This is a genomic window from Bacillus sp. FSL L8-0654, assembly GCF_038629965.1.
Taxonomy (GTDB): Bacteria; Bacillota; Bacilli; order Bacillales; family Bacillaceae; genus Bacillus; species Bacillus safensis.
The window spans coordinates 1,944,254-1,962,352 of the sequence record NZ_CP152026.1 but is presented as its reverse complement, the minus strand read 5'-3'; the positions used below and the strand labels follow the sequence as shown (position 1 = coordinate 1,962,352).

Below are 18,099 nucleotides of genomic sequence, written 5' to 3'. Positions count from 1 at the left end.
TTATGACACGAACCTTGCTGAGCGCTTGCTTCAGCAGCCATGTTAGTCATCGGTCATTCATAGGTGGCTAAATAAACAGAAAATTTGTAAAATAAAATCAACTCAAAATCATGCAGTCAACAAGACTTGTAGTATAGGAGGCTTTTTAAACAGATGGCAGAACTACGCAGTAACATGATTAAACAAGGAATCGACAGAGCACCTCACCGAAGCTTACTAAGAGCGGCGGGGGTAAAGGATGAGGATTTCGGCAAGCCATTTATTGCCGTATGTAATTCCTATATTGATATTGTCCCAGGACATGTCCATCTTCAGGAATTCGGGAAGATTGTGAAGGAAGCCATTCGTGAAGCTGGCGGAGTGCCATTTGAATTCAATACGATTGGCGTCGATGATGGAATTGCCATGGGTCATATCGGGATGAGATATTCATTGCCAAGCCGTGAAATCATTGCGGACTCTGTAGAAACCGTTGTATCTGCTCATTGGTTTGATGGAATGGTTTGTATTCCTAACTGCGATAAAATCACACCAGGAATGATGATGGCAGCGATGCGCGTGAATATCCCGACTGTCTTTGTGAGCGGGGGACCGATGGAAGCGGGTAGAACAAGTGACGGCAGAAAAATTTCTCTTTCTTCTGTGTTTGAAGGCGTTGGTGCATACCAGTCAGGTAAAATCAATGAAGAGGAATTAAATGAATTAGAGCAGTTTGGCTGTCCAACCTGCGGATCTTGTTCAGGTATGTTTACAGCTAACTCAATGAACTGTTTAGCGGAAGCACTCGGGATCGCTCTTCCTGGAAATGGAACGATTTTGGCGACATCACCAGAACGAAGAGAATTTGCGAAGAAGTCTGCAAAACAACTCATGGAGCTCATCAAAAAAGATATTAAACCACGGGATATTGTCACTGAAAAAGCAATTGATAATGCATTTGCATTAGATATGGCACTTGGTGGTTCAACCAATACCGTTCTTCACACATTGGCAATTGCGAATGAAGCAGGTGTTGAATATTCACTTGAACGTATCAATGAAGTAGCAGAACGTGTGCCTCATTTATCAAAACTTGCTCCAGCTTCAGACGTTTATATTGAGGATTTACATGAAGCAGGCGGTGTTACAGCGGCACTAAATGAATTGTCTAAAAAAGAAGGAGCTCTTCATTTAGATACAATGACTGTCACTGCGAAAACGCTTGGCGAGAACATTGCGGGGCATGAGGTAAAAGATTATAACGTCATTTATCCAATTGACAAGCCATTTACTGAAAAAGGCGGCTTAGCCGTTTTATTTGGAAACCTTGCGCCAGATGGAGCCATCATTAAAACGGGCGGGGTACAAGACGGGATCACACGCCACGAGGGGCCTGCGATCGTATTTGAATCCCAGGAAGAAGCCCTTGAAGGTATCATTAATAGAAAAGTAGAAGCAGGACATGTTGTCATCATTCGCTACGAAGGACCTAAAGGCGGACCTGGCATGCCTGAAATGCTTGCACCTACTTCACAAATCGTCGGCATGGGACTTGGACCAAAGGTTGCTTTAATTACAGACGGACGTTTTTCCGGCGCTTCTCGCGGATTGTCTATTGGGCACGTCTCTCCAGAGGCAGCTGAGGGCGGCCCGCTTGCATTTGTTGAAAATGGTGACCATGTCGTTGTCGATATCGAACAGCGCATTTTAAGCGTAGATGTTCCAGAGGAAGAATGGGAAAGAAGAAAAGCAAACTGGAAAGGCTTTGAGCCAAAAGTAAAAACGGGTTATCTTGCTAGATATTCAAAACTTGTGACATCAGCCAATACAGGCGGAATCATGAAAATTTAATCTGATATCGAACATTTGAAAATTGGCTCTCTCTATAGTATCCTTTATTCACAACATAAGGATTATAGAGGGGGCTTTTTTATGTCAATGGCATATGAAGAATACATGCGCCAGCTCGTTGTACCGATGCGTCAAGAGCTGACAAGTGCAGGATTTCAAGAACTAACAACGGAAGAAGAAGTAGAACAAACGATGCAAGAAGCAGAAGGAACGACATTTGTAGTTGTTAATTCTGTATGCGGGTGCGCTGCCGGCTTAGCACGCCCAGCTGCTACTCAAGCTGTGATGAAGGCAGAAAAAACTCCAGATCGAATTGTCACAGTTTTTGCTGGTCAGGACAGGGAAGCAACGGCAAAAATGAGAGAATACTTCACAGGCGAAGAGCCATCGTCTCCATCTATGGCACTTTTAAAAGGAAATGAACTCGTTCATTTTATTCCGCGTGACGAGATTGAAGGTCATGAAATGGAAGACATCATGAACAACGTCTTATCTGCATTTGAAAAACATTGCTAATACACATGTTGAAATGTCCTGTGATCAAGTCAGGGCATTTTTTCTTGATCATGATGGAGGAACCGCATGCTTATCACAACAAGCTTTAGAGCAAATGAACAAACAATTGAAACAGCAAAAGCCCTTGCAGAGGATTTACATGGTGAGTATGTAGAAAGGCGCAAACAATCCGTCAAGCAGCTTGCGATGAAACGAGGAGATGTCCTTGTTGTGGGGAAAGAAAGATTTGAATGGTATCAGCCAAATGGTGAAAAGTTTTTCTTCCATCCAAGCTCAGCGATGTTCAGGGTGAAGCGGCTCATGCGCGGGGAAAAGGATCCTTTAATCGAAGCCACGCAGCTTCAGCCGGGCGATTCCTTTTTAGATTGTACGCTTGGCCTAGGATCAGATGCCATTACAGCAAGCCTGCGAGTAGGTGCGAATGGAAGGGTCGTCGGTATCGAAAAGAATCCGATGACAGCATTGCTAGTGCGAGAAGGATTAAACACATGGGAGACAGGGGTAAGAGAGGCAGATGAAGCGATGAACCGGATATCTGTTGTAAGTGGAGACAGTATCGAGCAGCTAAAAAAGCTCTCTGATGAATCATTTGATGTCGTCTATTTTGACCCGATGTTTGAGGAGACGATTCAAGAATCTTCAAGTATCGCACCGCTCCGTCATGCGGCAGAGCACCACTTTGACCACGAAACAGCCGTCCAAGAAGCGCTGAGAGTGGCGAGAAAAAGAGTGGTTTTAAAAGATCATTGGAAAAGCACCCGATTTCTAGCAGAATCCTATCAATTTCACGTTTTAAAACGAAAAACAGCCCAATTTCATTATGGATATATTGAGAAAGAAAAAAGCCCTCGCTAAAGGTTCAGGTGTGCAGACAATTCTTTTTAATTCCTTGTCAATCATCTAAAAAAGCCCTTATTCAGGGCTTTTAATCTGTAATCTCCATATAGACAAAATAAAATAATGTCAGCAAGGAAGCCGTAATAAAAAACCCTTCAAGCATACCCATTCCTCCCAAATTTTAGTCGTCATTACTGCCATTGTAAACGTTTTATTATGAAAAAGAAAGTCTCAAATCGGTGACCAAATTGAATGACTGAAAATTCATTATATGCTAGAATAGCAGTATGATAACTTATGGAAGGAATTAGATATCATGAAGATGTGGATGAGAAAAACGCTTGTTGCGCTCTTTACAATTGCAACTTTTGGTTTAGTCTCTCCTCCGTCGGCTTTGATGACAGACAAGCCCTCTGAACTTTCTTCATCTGATAAAACGCCTTATACAGCTGTTTATGATACATCAGATGAAATGCGCAGCTGGGAACTAACGCAAGAGGAAAGCAAAGAACAGTTAGATCCCTTTGAGCAATATAAGCAAGAGGTGCTGTCAAGTGCAGAAAATCAATCCTTTCTCAAATTTGGCCGTAAAATCACACCTGTCATTGAGGACGAGTACAGAGAAGAGATTCAGCCGAAGATTGAACAAGTGTTAACTGACTATTTAACAAATTTCAAAGATGACGAAAAATTTCAAGATGTTGTTTTAACTGATCAGCCTTCAAGCGGAAATGGCGAAAAAATCTTCCACATTTACAACCGCAAGACCGGAGAAGATTTGCTCCGTTTTCATGTCAGAAGAGATCAGCCGCCTCACAGCGGATATTGGTTTAACTTTCATTACCATACAGCAGAAGATGGATTCCAGACGCATCACGAACTCGGTAATATTTACTGGGACAAAAACACCCCGCCGAGCTGGATGAGCCACTAGAAGGAGATGTCATGCCAATTGAAAAAATATACAATGAACGAAATGGTGCAGATTACAAAACAAATGTTAAATGATCGCGGAGTGAAAATTGAAGATATCGCACACATTGTGCTGAAGCTCCAAGAAAAATATCATCCAAACCTTCCACTTAGTGTCTGTATTGAAAATGTTGAAAAAGTGCTGAATAAAAGAGAAATTGTCCATGCAGTTTTAACAGGACTTGCCCTTGATCAGCTGGCAGAAAAAAAGCTCTTGCCAGAACCTTTACAGCACTTAGTTGAAACAGATGAGCCGCTATATGGAATTGATGAGATTATTCCGCTTTCCATTGTCAATGTATATGGATCAATCGGTTTGACCAACTTCGGTTATTTAGATAAAGAGAAATTTGGTATTATTCGTGAATTAGATGAAGGCCGTCCAGGTGAAGTGCATACTTTCCTTGATGACCTAGTCGCTGCACTTGCCGCAGCAGCTGCAAGCCGCATTGCTCACTCACACCAAGATATTAAGGATGAAGAGCAGGAACGAGTGAATCAAGCATAAAAAGAAAAACATGTCTGCTCATCATGCAGGCATGTTTTTTTGGTTTCAAGAAAAGCCGAAATAAGGTAAACTACAACAAGAACATAAATAAAGGATGAAAAAAATGAAACAATACAAAGAGTTATGCCGTCATGTATTACAGCACGGGGATGAAAAAGGTGACAGAACGGGTACAGGTACAATCAGCACGTTCGGTTACCAGATGAGATTTGATTTACAGGAAGGATTTCCTCTTTTAACCACAAAGAAATTACACCTGAAATCGATCATTCATGAGTTGCTTTGGTTTTTAAAAGGTGATACAAATGTCAAATATCTTCAAGAAAATGGTGTCCGCATTTGGAACGAATGGGCAGATGAAAATGGAGAGCTGGGCCGTGTATACGGTGCACAGTGGAGATCATGGGCGAGCGGAGACGGCGAGACAGTGGATCAGATCACAAAGCTGATTCATGATATTGAGCACAACCCGAATTCAAGACGACTGATCGTCAGCGCTTGGAACCCGGGGGAAATTGATCAAATGGCGCTGCCTCCTTGTCATTGTCTATTTCAATTTTACGTATCAAACGGGAAGCTTTCCTGCCAGCTATATCAAAGATCGGCAGATATCTTTTTAGGCGTGCCATTTAATATTGCTTCATATGCCCTTCTAACGATGATGATTGCCAAAGTCACAAATCTTGAGCCAGGAGAGTTTATTCACACACTCGGAGATGCTCATATTTATCAAAATCATCTTCCACAGGTGAAAATGCAGCTAGAGCGCGAGGAACGCACGCTTCCTACGCTTCGTATTACAAGAGATGTAAAGAGCATTTTTGATTTTACGTTTGATGATTTTGTGCTTGAGAACTATGATCCGCATCCGCATATAAAAGGAGAAGTCAGTGTATGATTTCCATGATTGCGGCGACAGGAGAAGACAGAGTCATTGGTCTAGATAATCAAATGCCTTGGCATTTACCAGCAGATTTAGCGTATTTTAAAAAAGTCACAGGCGGTCACACGATTGTCATGGGCAGAAAAACCTTTGAATCCATTGGACGAGCGCTGCCTAACCGCCGAAATATTGTGCTGACCACAAGTTCTTCTTTTAAAGCAGAAGGATGCGAGGTTGTTCATTCAATTGCTGATATTTTGGCAATTGGGGGAAGCGAGACAGAGCTATTTATCATTGGCGGGTCTAAGCTGTATGAAGAAATGATGCCATATGCTGATCGTCTCTATATCACGCACATTCACCATGCGTTTGAAGGAGACCGCTATTTCCCGTATTACAATGAAGATGAATGGACGATTGTATCACGCGAAAAAGGCCATCGTGACGAAAAGAACCCCTACAATTATGAATTTGTCGTATATGACAAAAAAGGATAAGTGAGTAGGAGGAGTACGGTTGTTTCGTTATTGGTTTTTAACGATTTATGTTGTTGTATCCTTTTTAAAAAGTATGAGGCATTTGTACGATCATGAATTAACGGATCCACGCATTTCCTATACGAAACGAATGCATCTCATTCATGAGCATGTAAAAAGGTTTTCCCGGGGATGTATTGATCAATCAGGATCAGTCATGACCATTCATCAGCAAAAGAAGCTGCCAGATGGCCCGGTTATTTATGTCACAAAAGAGCTGAATCCAGTCACAACGACATTATTGATCGGCCACCTTGAGAAGCCATTTGCTTTCATGGCAAAGCCGAAGCTCTTTCGGTATCCGATTTTAAAACAATGGCTCAAAAAAATGGCGGTTATCCATCAGAATCAAACGGATGAGGTCTTATTAGAAGAAGCAAAGGAAAGAATCGTGTCTGGGCAGAGTCTATTGCTTTCAGAAGCGTATCGTCATATTGCAGAGGCGCTTGCTGAAGAATACGATTGTCCGCTTGTACCAATTGAAACTAGCGGAACGGATCGTCTTTTAACTGGGAAGATCGTGAAAAGACTGCGTCCTGTTAATGTCGATATTCATATTAAAGCTCCTGTCATGATCAGTGATTACGCACAAAAACGTGCATAGAAAAAACCAGCATCCGAATAGTGGATGCTGGTTTTTTCATTCTATGCAGCAGGAATGTTTACGCAATAGAATAAAATACAGAAGAACATCGATGCGCTGCCGCCAAGAACAAAGCTGTGCCAAATCGCATGATGATAGGGAATTTTCCGCCAAATATAAAAGATGGTTCCGACTGAATATAATATGCCGCCTAACAGTAAGAGGCCAAATCCTGCACCTGTTAATTGGATATAAAGCGGTTTGATGGCGATGATGATCATCCAGCCCATTAATAAATAGACAAGGGTAGATACGATAATAAAGCGTTTGACGAAAAAGATTTTAAAGACAATCCCACCAGCAGCAAGCGCCCATACAATGGCAAGGAGCGTATAGCCGAGTGCACCTTTTAGTGGTCCAAGTAAAAAGGGTGTATATGTACCAGCAATCAATACATAAATAGCCGAGTGGTCGAGGATTTCAAAAATATCTTTTGTTTTTTTGTGCCGAATGCTATGAAGCAGGGTTGAGCTTAAATAAAGCAGCAGCATGGATGCACCAAATATCGAAAAGCTGATAATGTCTGTGACAGTGCCGTATTGAACAGCGAATAAGACGAGAAACACAATGGCTGGGATGGATAAAATAACACCAATGCCATGTGTAATGGCGTTTGCAATTTCTTCTTTTACAGTAAACAATGGATGTCCTCCTTTTATTGAACCGGTATATAACCATCAAGCGACTTCAGGAATGAAAGACCTTCAAGTGTAATCTTCGTTCCGGCCCTGCCTTTTCCTTTCGTCACGTATGCTTTTTTCTCAAGATCATCTAAGCGGTTTCGCACCTGCTGAGGGGTCAGCGGGATATCTCCTTGTTTGCTTAATTCAGATAAGATGCGCCTGCTGGCTGCTTCTCCTTTTTCATTGAGAGATTTAATGGCTTCCAGCAAGAAAACAAATTCTTGTTTTTCCATTAGTGTAAGCTGGTGTTCTTCCTTTTTACCTTTCACGGCTGAGGGAAGAGGTGCTAACACAAAGGGCGGTAAATGATGTAAAAATACCGTGTGGCCCTCGAGTATGGACGCAGCGTAATGAACAATATTTTTGAGTTCTTGGACATTTCCTTCAAATGGATACTGCTGCAAGGCTTCCCAAACACTTGGATCAATATCAGGTGCCATGTTCAGCTTTTGAAAGAAAGCATTTGTTAACACAGGAATATCTGTTTTTCGTTCGGCTAAAGCTGGAAGGGCCAAATGAAGAACATTCAGACGATAAAACAGCTCGGGTAAAAAGGTAGAAGAAACCCTGAGTGCCTCTATTGATAAAGACGAAGAAGCGATTACTTTTGTTGCAGGTGACGTTTCTAGAAAGTGAATGACCTGGTGCTGCATAGAAATACTTAATGCACCGATTTCATCTAAATAAAGAATTTGATTGTTTTTTTCTATGAAGGCTTTCTGTAAGGTTTCTTCATTCAAGATGGGGCAATACATGTGTGTCAGTGATGCGTGTGGAACAGATACGTTCGCCATTTCTTGGGCGAATAGCGTTTTGCCTGTGCCGATGTCTCCTGTTATCAAGACCGGCTGTTCGTTTTTCGAAAATTGTTTTGCCAGATGAATTGCATGCTTGATATCTTGATGATCACCATAGATAGATGCGAATGATTGAGTGGCCATTGGGTGATTCCTTTCTTTGTGGTTCTAATTGGTTCAATTGTAACACCCAATTAAAACAAATGTACAGGAAAACGAAAAAGTTTATAAAATTTATGATGGATCCATGATCTATTGGTTTATTTTTTGAATATTCATGTTATAATGACAAATTAAATAAGGTTAAAGAGAAAGGATCTTGTACATGAAACCGTTGCTCAAAGAAAATACGCTAATTCAAGTGAAAGACATCTTAAAAGCCCATCAAAATTTGAAGGATGTAGTCATTCATACACCACTTCAAAAAAATGAGCGACTTTCTGAACGATATGAATGTAATGTCTACTTAAAAAGAGAGGATCTTCAAGTAGTTCGTTCCTTTAAATTAAGAGGCGCTTTTAATAAAATGAGCCAGCTTCCAAAAGATAAACTAGAAAATGGCATTGTCTGTGCAAGTGCAGGAAATCACGCACAGGGTGTTGCCTATTCTTGTAAATATTTAGGCATCCACGGGAAAATCTTTATGCCTGCTACGACGCCAAGGCAAAAAGTATCACAAGTGGAGCTGTTCGGAAAAGAATATGTTGAAATTATCTTAACCGGAGATACGTTTGATGATTCGTATCATGAAGCCGTAAAATGCGGAGATGAAGAGAAGCGCGAATTTATCCATCCGTTTGATGATCTGGATGTGATGGCAGGACAAGGAACGACTGCTGTCGAAATCTTAAATGATATCGAAGTGGAGCCTCACTTTTTATTTGCAAGTGTCGGAGGTGGAGGTCTGTTATCTGGTGTTGGTACATATATCAAAAATATCTCACCAGAAACCGAAATCATTGCAGTCGAACCGCTTGGCGCAGCTTCACTGCATGCCTCGCATGAGAAGGGCGAGGTTGTGACACTTGATTCGATTGATAAGTTTGTAGACGGAGCAGCGGTTCAGCGGATTGGCGAAAAGACGTTTACATCGCTTCAGTCTGTTGTCGATAAAATCAGTCTTGTACCCGAAGGGAAAGTGTGTACAACGATTTTAGAGCTGTATAATCAATGTGCGATTGTAGCAGAACCGGCAGGCGCATTGCCAATCGCAGCATTAGATGCTCATCGCGAGGAGATCAAAGGGAAAAATGTTGTCTGTATTGTCAGTGGAGGAAATAATGACATCGGCAGAATGCAGGAAATCAAAGAACGCTCGATGATCTATGAAGGGCTTCAACATTACTTTATTGTCAATTTTCCGCAAAGAGCAGGAGCGCTTCGTGAATTTTTAGATGAAGTGTTAGGGCCAAATGACGATATCTCACGCTTTGAATATACGAAAAAGAATAACCGAAGCAAAGGTCCTGCGCTAGTCGGCATCGAATTGAAAGAAAGAGATGACTATGCAGCGCTGATTGAGCGGATGGATAGAAAAGGCTTTCACTATGTTGAAGTGAATAAAGATCAAGATTTATTCCACCTATTTATTTAGGCTTAACAGATAATTGGAAAAGAGGATTGATCGTTTGTGCTGCTCAAAACAATATGTTTTAGACGGATGGATGGAGCTCAGATCAAGGTAACAGAAGTCCCTGTTCTAAAGGGAGATGAGACGTATCGTTTCATGCTCACCTTTAGACTTGAAGCTTTCTTGAAAAAAGTCTATGTATCTAAAGGAAAGAGAACTGTGTACTCTTTCAGAGAGGATGTGAAACGTAACGTCAAGTGGAGCACATATGAACAGATCTATCAGGAGCCTACACTGAAACACAATGCGTAAGCAGGAATCTTTGTCAAAGGGGTAAGCAGCCATTTTGAAGTGGCCGCTGCTCAGTTTGGCAAGGATTTTTTTCTTGACAAGAAGAAAATGTGACAATTTCAAAAACGTTAGGTCAGTTGTTTTCAAGTGTGCAGGAAATAAGGTAATATCATAAGTAAAGACTAAGACAGCAAGGATGAGACGATAGTGAAACAAATTAAAATTGTAACAGATTCAACTGTGGACCTTCCGCAAGAAAAAATCAATGATCTTTCCATTCACGTGATTCCGCTCAATATCTCCATTTCCGGAGTTGATTATATTGACCGGGTGAATATACAGCCAGATGAATTTATTGAAAAAATGGAGGCCGCTGAGGAACTGCCGAAAACGTCTCAACCTGCGATCGGTCAATTCGTCGAATTATATGAAAAGCTGACGGCAGATGGAAGCGAAGTGATCAGTATCCATTTAACTGGTGGTATGAGCGGTACTGTTCAAACTGCTGAAAGCGCTTCGAAAATGGTAGATGGAAATATCACGGTGATTGATTCGAATTTTATTTCCTATGGATTAGGATTTCAAGTCATCAAAGCAGCAGAACTAGCCAAAAAGGGTGCAAGCCGTGAAGATATTATCACAGAATTAGATAAAATCCGTCTTCAAACAAAGCTATATGTCACGATCGATACATTAGAGAATCTCGTCAAAGGCGGCAGAATCGGAAGAGGAAAGGCGCTGATCGGCTCACTTCTTCACATCAAACCAATTGCCAGCTTGACAGACGGGGTATATACGCCAGAAGCGAATGTGAGAAGCTACTCTGCGCTTGTCCGCCATCTGACAAAACAGTATGTACAGGCGGTGAAGGGAAAAACAGTTCAAGCCATTGGGATCGCACATGCAGATGCATTAGAACTCGCTGAAAAGCTAAAAAAAGCGCTGCTTGATCACACACCTGAAGCACTGATTGACATCGCCTACACAACACCGATTATTTCGTGTCATACCGGAAAGGGTGCAATAGGCTTTACTTTTTATACCGATTGATAGAAAAAGGGGATGGACATATCATGTATAGAAAAAGGGGAGCCTTACTTGGTGCGCTTATGATGATAAGCGTGCTTCTTTTAGTCTCATGTTCAAATGGGCAAATCAAGGATGCTTTAAATTATCAAATAGAGCCGTTTGAGTTTGAAAATCAAGATGGCCAAAAGGTGTCATTGGATGATTTGAAGGGGAAAGTATGGGTAGCTGATTTTATTTTCACAAGCTGTGAAACGATTTGTCCGCCGATGACTGCTCATATGACAGAGCTGCAAAAACGGTTAAAAGAAGAAAAATTGGATGCGCATATCATTTCCTTTAGCGTGGACCCAGAGGTCGATTCACCGAAAAAGCTAAAGGAATTTGCAAAAGCCTATCCATTGTCCTTTAAAAATTGGGATTTTCTCACTGGGTATTCACAGTCAGAAATTGAAAAATTCGCAATGAAAAGCTTTAAAACCATTGTAAAAAAACCTGAAGATGAAGACCAAGTGATTCATCAGTCCCTGTTTTTTCTTGTCAATCAAGATGGGAAAGTGATGAAAAATTATGATGGCGTGCAAAACACACCTTATGATGATATCATCAAGGACATCAAAACGCTGAACCGAAGCTAGCATAAGGATGTTCAAATGGGCGAAAACATGATACACTTTTTTAATCAGAAAAAGGAGGGACATCATCGTTTGAAGGCTCGTTTGATTTTGATTGTGATGTCTCTAGCTTTTGTTCTTTCTGCATGTTCCGCGCAAGAGGCTGGCATAAAGGATAAACTAGAAGACACACCAAAAGTAAAAGAACATATTACCATCGCAGCGGTTGGAGATTCCTTAACAGAAGGAATCGGAGATCAAGATAAAAAAGGCTATGCAGGCATAACCCGTGACAAGATAGAAGCAGTGGACGGCGTGCAGTCTGTCACATTAAAAAACTATGCCATTAAAGGCAGTAGAACAGTAGATTTATTAAAAAGATTAAAAGAAAAAAAGGTGCAGGACGGACTGAAAGACGCTGACTATATTTTCTTTACGATCGGCGGGAATGATCTCATGCATGTTGTCCGTCAAAATGTGCTTAATTTGACGTTTGCTCCTTTTCAAAAAGAGCAGGGTCCTTTTGAAGAGCGCTTTAAAACCATTCTTGCTCAACTGAGAGAACAGAATGACCATGCGAAAATCATGTATGTCAGCATGTACAATCCTTTTAAATTCAGTTTGTCTGAGCTGCGAGATATTGATGAAGTCGTTCAAGACTGGAATGCCGCTGCCAAAAAGGAACTCAAAAAAGACGGCAATGCGGATATGATCAATGTAGCAGATTTATTTGAAGAAGGTTCTGATGAAAAATTACTGGCAGAAGATGATTTCCACCCAAACCAAAAGGGGTACTCTCTTATGGCAAATCGTTTATTCTCCGAAGTGAAAAAAGAAGGACTGCCGAAGGAATAGGGTGAAACAGATGAAAAAATGGAAAAGCTTATTTTTTATTTTACTTGCAATCAATCTATTGATTGTGATTGGCTGCGGTATTTTGATGCTGCTGCCAGGCGGTCAATCCGCTTCAACCAAAGAAGTGAAAAGCGAATATGCTTTTAATATATCCAGCTCAAAGGAATCACTCACCAGCTTTGTGAATGATTATTTGAAAAATCAAGGATCAAATGATATGCCAGACTTTCATGTAGCAATCGATCAAGATGTGAAAGTAACAGGCGCAATTAAAGCTTTCTCTTCAACGATTGATGCAAACGTCTCATTTACGCCAACTGTTGAAGATAATGGTGATGTGCTTTTGAAAGTGGATGACTTTTCAATTGGACAATTGAGCATTCCGATTAGTTTTGTTTTAAGCTACATGGGTCAGTTCTATGAGCTGCCAGAGTTCGTTCATGTAAAACCGGATCAAAAAACGGTTGAAGTGCGTCTTTCAGAAATGCCGCTGACGAATGATATGTATGTGAAAGCAAACAAAATTGATCTACAGAACGATGAAATTGAATTTTCATATTATCATCCAAAGCAATAGAACGTGTGAGTCAGGAGTGTTATCATGAAGCGAGTCTATCAATATTTTAGTTTACTGTCGTTTTTATTTGCTGCGTACTTCGGCATAACAGCTGCCAATGCTTTAAAAGCAGAAAATATCGATCAGTTTTACTTAAATATTGCCTACTGTGCATTATTTCTTGGCACGATGATTCTTGCTTTTGATTTTCAAAAGCAAGAAAAAGCTGAAGATGTCTCGTAAGGAGCCTTTTCCATTTTAGGAAAGGCTCTTTTTTATAGTTGCCGAGACAAGACCACCTTTGCCATAAGTTCAGGTTCTCCGTTAGCAAAACCATGAAGCAGAATCAGGTATGCACGCTTTGTTTGCAGATGAACTTTTGGGATATCAAGCAGTACACTTTGAGTGCCGGCGGCTTTCAATTCAAAATGATATTTGTTCGGGGAGAAATGATGAATGTGGGTACTGTTTACATAATCAAGTTCTTTCGATAGGATCCCTTGGTCTCGTTCATATATATCTATAGAAGGAAGGTCCGGAGACAGCTGTACAAATGCAAGTGCTGACAGGTCTTCTTGTTTGATCAAAGTGTCCTGCTGCTCAGTCAGCAGTGCAAAGCCAGCACGGGCACCTGTGATACATAATGTGTAGACCTCGCCGCTCTTAAATCGAATGCGGGAATGAAGAATTCTCTCATTTGTAGCCAGTTTGAATACTTCTATTTCATACATTCCCTCATCCCACTCCATATAAGCGGTCAAATGGCTGTAAGGCATTGGTTTCATTACCTGCTTCCGGTTCACATAAACAGCGAGCTCACTGAGATCTGGTGCAGCGTGAAATAATCGAATAAAGGCTTTTGATGAAGGGCTGCTTTGAAGATGCTCGTAGGTGTCAGCGAATGGCCGATATGGAAAGTCATGATAAAAGAGCTGCTGCATGTCATCAATCCCTTCTTTCTCATGCAATGGTGTTTTTTGTAGCGTATGCATGAAAAAGACGATCTGTATAGGCAAAAGAAGCATAGAAAAAAGCCTGACGTATTCCGTCAGGCCGGCATGTTAAGAAGGAGAAGAATATTGATGATATTCAGCTAGTTTAATGAACGTTTTTTCATCCTCAATTAAACCACAAACGCCGCACTGGACTTTCATTTGAGGACCTTGATAGCTCAAGTGAAAAGGAGACAGCTGTTCTCCTTCGTATCTTTCGACAACTGCTCCTGTTGCTGGATCTAGCTTGACAGGTTCTGAAAGCTGCTCAATGAGATTAAAGCGCGTTCTGTTTGTTTTACAGTTTGGACAAAGGTAAGGGCTTGTCATGGTTCATTCCACCTCTTTTTATCCGTAGCATGTCCTGAACGCTAAAATCTATGCTTAATCCTTTTGACTTTTATCCAGCTTTTTAAATAATTTGATCATTGTTTTTAGTTCTTCGTCATCAAATGATTCAAATCGCTCCATAAAGTATTCCGTTTTCTTTTTCTCAAAATGCTCAGTAATTTCCTTACCCTTATCGGTTAAGTGGATTTTGATGATGCGGCGGTCCTCTTTTGAGCGGATACGGGTGATCCAGCCTTTTTCTACGAGTGTGTCAGTCACAGCGGTAATATGACTTGCTGACACTCCAAGAATGGAAGCGAATTCCGTTACTTTTTTTGCACCTTGCTCACGCAGCAGATTTAAAATAAGAAATTCATTCCGAGATAATTCGTTTTCGAGCAGGCTGTTAATTTCATAACGGATCTGCTTAAATACGGTTCTCAGTAAAGTGTCCATTTCGTACATCATTTGTTTTCTTTGTTCCAATCATTAAACCCCCATTATATTTTAAAGATACGACGTCATGCTTTCTTTTATTTTGGTATACAAGTCGTATCATTTTCATTATTTTTTATCATGTTATAATATGATGATACCATTTTTTAAATGAAGGGGGCACTAATATGTCTGAAAAACAAGAATTAGCCACATTTGCAGGAGGCTGTTTCTGGTGTATGGTTAAACCTTTTGATGAACAGCCGGGCATTATCAAAGTTGAATCAGGGTATACTGGCGGACATACAGTGAATCCGACCTATGAGGAAGTATGTACAAATACAACGGGACATAGAGAAGCGGTTCAAATTACGTTTGATCCTGACGTGTTCCCGTATGAGAAGCTGCTAGAGCTGTATTGGCAGCAAATAGACCCAACAGACGATGGCGGGCAATTTGGCGATAGAGGGGAATCTTACCGTACAGGTATTTATGTTCATCATGACGAGCAGCGAAAGCTAGCTGAAGCATCGAAAGAGCAGCTGAGCCAAAGCGGGATTTTCAAAAAGCCAATCGTTACAGAAATTTTAGACGCAGGTCCTTTTTATCCAGCAGAGGAATATCATCAGCATTATTATAAGAAAAACAAAATGCACTACGAACGATATCATGTCGGTTCGGGCAGAGCCGGTTTTATTGAGTCCCATTGGAGTGATAAATAATGGAAAATGAAAAAGAAAAGCGTATAAAAGAATTAAATCGCATGCAGTACGAAGTCACGCAAAATAATGGCACAGAGCCGCCATTTCAAAATGAATTTTGGGATCATAAAGAAGAAGGTATATATGTGGATATCATTTCAGGAAAGCCGCTTTTTTCTTCTTTAGATAAGTTTGATGCCCACTGCGGATGGCCAAGTTTTACAAAACCGCTTGAAGAGGAAGAAGTAGCAGAGAAGGTTGATACGAGTCATGGAATGGTGCGGACAGAGGTTCGCAGTAAAACAGCTGATTCTCATCTAGGTCATGTTTTTCCTGATGGACCAGGGCCAAACGGTCTTCGGTATTGTATTAACTCAGCCGCTTTAAAGTTTATCCCAAAGGATGATCTTGAAAAAGAAGGCTACGGGGATTTGAAACATCTATTTGATTGATCCATTTAAAAATCGTCACATGGAAAGCAGCTGCTTCCGTGTGACGATTTTTTATTTTTTATGATGTGTATGATGTAATTGTTCGATGATGTGGAACAGCTTTTCTTTTGTAATGAGCGGTGCTTCTTTTGAGGTGTAATTCGTTAAGTCGACTTTTTGAAAGGCAGGGTGCAAATGTGGTCTCGGTAAAATGGCATAAAATTGTTCATGTTCAAACAGTGCATCTGCTTCGTGCGGAAATGTGAGCTCCTCGTGAAGCTTTTCGCCAGGTCTTTTTCCGACTACAAGAATATCCGGAGATTTAGCATTGATTTGAGCGGCATATTCATGAAACGCTTTTAGGAGATCGGCAAGCTGTAAGGACTCCATCTTGAGAATGAAGGTTTCGCCGCCTTTCATCATGATTGCTGCTTGAAGTGTGAGGGAAACAGCCTCTTCAATGGACATAAAAAAACGTGTCATATGAGGATCAGTCACGGTCAAAGGTTTTTCATTTAATAGCTGCTGGAGCATGATCGGAATAACGGAACCTCTAGATCCAAGCACATTGCCAAAGCGTACAGAGCAAAACCTCGTTTTTTGATTCGGAATACTTTCGTTTGCTTGGAAAAATAGTTTTTCTGAAATCAATTTTGTTGCACCCATGGCATTTGTTGGAGAAACCGCTTTGTCAGTGGAGATGTTGACGACATGACTCACTTCATGTTCGAGAGCGGCTTCAATGACGTGCTGCCCGCCGATGATATTCGTTTGAACGGCTTCGAACGGATTATCTTCACAAGTGGGTACTTGTTTTAAGGCCGCTGCATGGAAAATGATATCCACACCCTTGACGAGCTGTCTCACGCGGCTTGCATCCCGGACATCTCCTAAAGCGAATACGACCTCTTGATGATCTGCGTACTCATTTTTCATCATGTATTGTTTGCTGTCATCTTTACTGAAGACGATTATCTTCTTTGGAGAGCAACTTGTTAATTTATTCACGATTTGCCGGCCGATTGACCCCGTACCGCCTGTAACCAATATCGTTTTATCACGAAAAAAGGTCTTCAAAGTCGTTTCTATCTGTTTGGACATATCTAATCCCCCAACTCTCATTTCTCTACTTTGCATCATATGTGAAAGAGCGGCATTCGTTTGAGGAAAAGAACCACTTCATGTATAAATTAGGTGAACAAATTATAACCATCTGCTTGTCGTCTTAATAGAATATGGAGAGATAAGAGATCAACTAGAAAAACGAGAGACCTGAATACTTCAGTACTGCGGTCAGCTCGGGCAGAGAAGAAAATTGTAGGGAGCTGTGCGCGAGGGGAGAAGAGAAGACATGTATAGGGGAAATCGTATTTTAGCCATGATACCTGCATTTAGAAGTCACGACGGCCGGCATGATGAACACATACGCATATTGGCTGAGAGGCCGCTTATCTATTGGACCATTCAGCCGTTACTGCAAATGATTGAATTAGATGAAGTCATCGTCTCCTCAGAGGATGTCAATACGCAAATCATTTCATCTCACTACGGAGCAAATGTGATTGAACTGCCAAGCACACATGTGACAGAACAAACGCCGTCACTGTTAGCTGTGAAGCATGCGCTTGCTTATTTAGAGCGGGAGGGAAAAACCTTTGATATTGTGCTGTATCTGCATCCATCGTCTCCTCTAAGACAGCCGGCAGATATCGAGAAGTGCTTGCAGCTTTTAGTGGAGGGGGGATATGACTGCACCGCATCTTTTACAGAGGCGTTAGAAAACCCAAATGAAACTTGGACACTGCATGAAAACAATGAAGCTACTTTATATAAGGACAATCATTACTTTTTCATGCCAAGGCATGAGCAGCCATATACGTATGGCCGGCTAAATGGTGCGGTATATGCTTTTCATGCTCATTATGCCAAAGAATGCATTCATTCCTTTTTAGAAGGATCTGTCGGAGCATATATGATGGATCACACGCAGTCGCTTGTGGTGAAACAGGAGGCAGACCGGAAAGAGGCAGAGAAAATCTTATTAGCTCGCCGAGATGCGGAAGATCATGCATAAGCTGGCATTCAACGAGAAA

24 protein-coding genes are annotated in these 18,099 nt (G+C 41.2%); 18 read left to right on the top strand and 6 right to left on the bottom strand.

The features are described from left to right. Positions 1–153: 153 nt before the first annotated feature. The 8 genes from ilvD to MHH65_RS09835 all read left to right on the top strand — a co-directional run bounded on the left by ilvD (position 154) and on the right by MHH65_RS09835 (position 6,686). The gene (ilvD, locus tag MHH65_RS09870; RefSeq protein ID WP_024422739.1) at positions 154–1,830 is read left to right on the top strand and encodes a dihydroxy-acid dehydratase; all 1,677 of its coding nucleotides are present in this window, start codon (positions 154–156) and stop codon (positions 1,828–1,830) included. An 81-nt stretch (positions 1,831–1,911) separates the two neighbouring features. Then, positions 1,912–2,346 (top strand): BrxA/BrxB family bacilliredoxin, encoded by a 435-nt coding sequence (locus tag MHH65_RS09865; protein WP_024422738.1) that lies wholly within the window; start codon positions 1,912–1,914, stop codon positions 2,344–2,346. 66 nt (positions 2,347–2,412) lie between these two features. Next, positions 2,413–3,201, top strand: a complete 789-nt coding sequence (locus tag MHH65_RS09860) for a class I SAM-dependent methyltransferase (protein WP_024428138.1) — start codon at positions 2,413–2,415, stop codon at positions 3,199–3,201. A 298-nt stretch (positions 3,202–3,499) separates the two neighbouring features. After that, positions 3,500–4,117: a YpjP family protein gene (locus MHH65_RS09855; protein ID WP_024428139.1), complete on the top strand. Its 618-nt coding sequence runs from the start codon at positions 3,500–3,502 to the stop codon at positions 4,115–4,117. A gap of 18 nt (positions 4,118–4,135) precedes the next feature. Next, positions 4,136–4,663, top strand: coding sequence for a phosphatidylglycerophosphatase A (locus MHH65_RS09850; protein WP_024428140.1), 528 nt, complete (start codon positions 4,136–4,138; stop codon positions 4,661–4,663). Between the two features lie 103 nt (positions 4,664–4,766). Further along, positions 4,767–5,561, top strand: a complete 795-nt coding sequence (locus MHH65_RS09845) for a thymidylate synthase (RefSeq protein ID WP_024428141.1) — start codon at positions 4,767–4,769, stop codon at positions 5,559–5,561. Then, positions 5,558–6,043, top strand: coding sequence for a type 3 dihydrofolate reductase (folA, locus tag MHH65_RS09840; protein WP_098677482.1), 486 nt, complete (start codon positions 5,558–5,560; stop codon positions 6,041–6,043). The genes MHH65_RS09845 and folA overlap by 4 nt, the downstream gene beginning before the upstream one ends. Positions 6,044–6,062: 19 nt before the next feature. After that, on the top strand, positions 6,063–6,686 hold the full coding sequence (locus tag MHH65_RS09835; protein WP_024428143.1) for a hypothetical protein: 624 nt from the start codon (positions 6,063–6,065) through the stop codon (positions 6,684–6,686). Between the two features lie 41 nt (positions 6,687–6,727). Here MHH65_RS09835 and MHH65_RS09830 read toward each other — a convergent pair whose 3' ends face one another. Together MHH65_RS09830 and MHH65_RS09825 are read right to left on the bottom strand one after the other, a co-directional pair. After that, positions 6,728–7,366: a hemolysin III family protein gene (locus MHH65_RS09830; RefSeq protein WP_024428144.1), complete on the bottom strand. Its 639-nt coding sequence runs from the start codon at positions 7,364–7,366 to the stop codon at positions 6,728–6,730. A gap of 14 nt (positions 7,367–7,380) precedes the next feature. After that, positions 7,381–8,349, bottom strand: a complete 969-nt coding sequence (locus tag MHH65_RS09825; RefSeq protein ID WP_024428145.1) for a sigma 54-interacting transcriptional regulator — start codon at positions 8,347–8,349, stop codon at positions 7,381–7,383. 181 nt (positions 8,350–8,530) lie between these two features. On the opposite strand from MHH65_RS09825, the gene ilvA reads away from it, so the two are divergent. The 7 genes from ilvA (at position 8,531) to ypmT (ending at position 13,360) form a co-directional block, all read left to right on the top strand. Further along, positions 8,531–9,799 (top strand): threonine ammonia-lyase IlvA, encoded by a 1,269-nt coding sequence (gene ilvA, locus MHH65_RS09820; protein WP_024428146.1) that lies wholly within the window; start codon positions 8,531–8,533, stop codon positions 9,797–9,799. A gap of 36 nt (positions 9,800–9,835) precedes the next feature. Continuing rightward, complete coding sequence (locus MHH65_RS09815; RefSeq protein WP_024428147.1) at positions 9,836–10,087, top strand: YpmP family protein; 252 nt, start codon at positions 9,836–9,838, stop codon at positions 10,085–10,087. Between the two features lie 186 nt (positions 10,088–10,273). Continuing rightward, complete coding sequence (locus tag MHH65_RS09810; protein ID WP_024428148.1) at positions 10,274–11,116, top strand: DegV family protein; 843 nt, start codon at positions 10,274–10,276, stop codon at positions 11,114–11,116. Positions 11,117–11,175: 59 nt separating this feature from the next. Further along, a complete protein-coding gene (locus tag MHH65_RS09805; protein WP_029708084.1) occupies positions 11,176–11,730 on the top strand; it encodes an SCO family protein in 555 nt (184 codons plus the stop codon). A gap of 69 nt (positions 11,731–11,799) precedes the next feature. Beyond that, entirely contained in the window at positions 11,800–12,561 is a 762-nt protein-coding gene (locus tag MHH65_RS09800) for an SGNH/GDSL hydrolase family protein (RefSeq protein ID WP_024428150.1), read from the top strand. 10 nt (positions 12,562–12,571) lie between these two features. Next, positions 12,572–13,138, top strand: a complete 567-nt coding sequence (locus tag MHH65_RS09795; protein ID WP_024422724.1) for a YpmS family protein — start codon at positions 12,572–12,574, stop codon at positions 13,136–13,138. A gap of 24 nt (positions 13,139–13,162) precedes the next feature. Further along, positions 13,163–13,360, top strand: coding sequence for a protein YpmT (gene ypmT, locus MHH65_RS09790; RefSeq protein ID WP_024422723.1), 198 nt, complete (start codon positions 13,163–13,165; stop codon positions 13,358–13,360). 32 nt (positions 13,361–13,392) lie between these two features. On the opposite strand, the gene MHH65_RS09785 is transcribed toward ypmT, so the two are convergent. The 3 genes from MHH65_RS09785 to MHH65_RS09775 all read right to left on the bottom strand — a co-directional run bounded on the left by MHH65_RS09785 (position 13,393) and on the right by MHH65_RS09775 (position 14,925). Beyond that, on the bottom strand, positions 13,393–14,109 hold the full coding sequence (locus tag MHH65_RS09785) for a DUF4397 domain-containing protein (protein WP_241218593.1): 717 nt from the start codon (positions 14,107–14,109) through the stop codon (positions 13,393–13,395). A 69-nt stretch (positions 14,110–14,178) separates the two neighbouring features. Beyond that, complete coding sequence (locus tag MHH65_RS09780) at positions 14,179–14,439, bottom strand: hypothetical protein (protein ID WP_024422721.1); 261 nt, start codon at positions 14,437–14,439, stop codon at positions 14,179–14,181. Between the two features lie 54 nt (positions 14,440–14,493). Next, positions 14,494–14,925 (bottom strand): MarR family transcriptional regulator, encoded by a 432-nt coding sequence (locus MHH65_RS09775; protein WP_007500780.1) that lies wholly within the window; start codon positions 14,923–14,925, stop codon positions 14,494–14,496. A gap of 137 nt (positions 14,926–15,062) precedes the next feature. On the opposite strand from MHH65_RS09775, the gene msrA reads away from it, so the two are divergent. Together msrA and msrB are read left to right on the top strand one after the other, a co-directional pair. After that, complete coding sequence (msrA, locus tag MHH65_RS09770) at positions 15,063–15,596, top strand: peptide-methionine (S)-S-oxide reductase MsrA (protein WP_024422720.1); 534 nt, start codon at positions 15,063–15,065, stop codon at positions 15,594–15,596. Beyond that, the gene (gene msrB, locus MHH65_RS09765) at positions 15,596–16,027 is read left to right on the top strand and encodes a peptide-methionine (R)-S-oxide reductase MsrB (RefSeq protein ID WP_041117738.1); all 432 of its coding nucleotides are present in this window, start codon (positions 15,596–15,598) and stop codon (positions 16,025–16,027) included. The genes msrA and msrB overlap by 1 nt, the downstream gene beginning before the upstream one ends. A gap of 51 nt (positions 16,028–16,078) precedes the next feature. On the opposite strand, the gene MHH65_RS09760 is transcribed toward msrB, so the two are convergent. Beyond that, entirely contained in the window at positions 16,079–17,107 is a 1,029-nt protein-coding gene (locus MHH65_RS09760; RefSeq protein ID WP_034623517.1) for an SDR family NAD(P)-dependent oxidoreductase, read from the bottom strand. 250 nt (positions 17,108–17,357) lie between these two features. On the opposite strand from MHH65_RS09760, the gene MHH65_RS09755 reads away from it, so the two are divergent. Continuing rightward, entirely contained in the window at positions 17,358–18,080 is a 723-nt protein-coding gene (locus MHH65_RS09755) for an acylneuraminate cytidylyltransferase (protein WP_268436551.1), read from the top strand. The last annotated feature ends 19 nt before the right edge of the window (positions 18,081–18,099 follow it).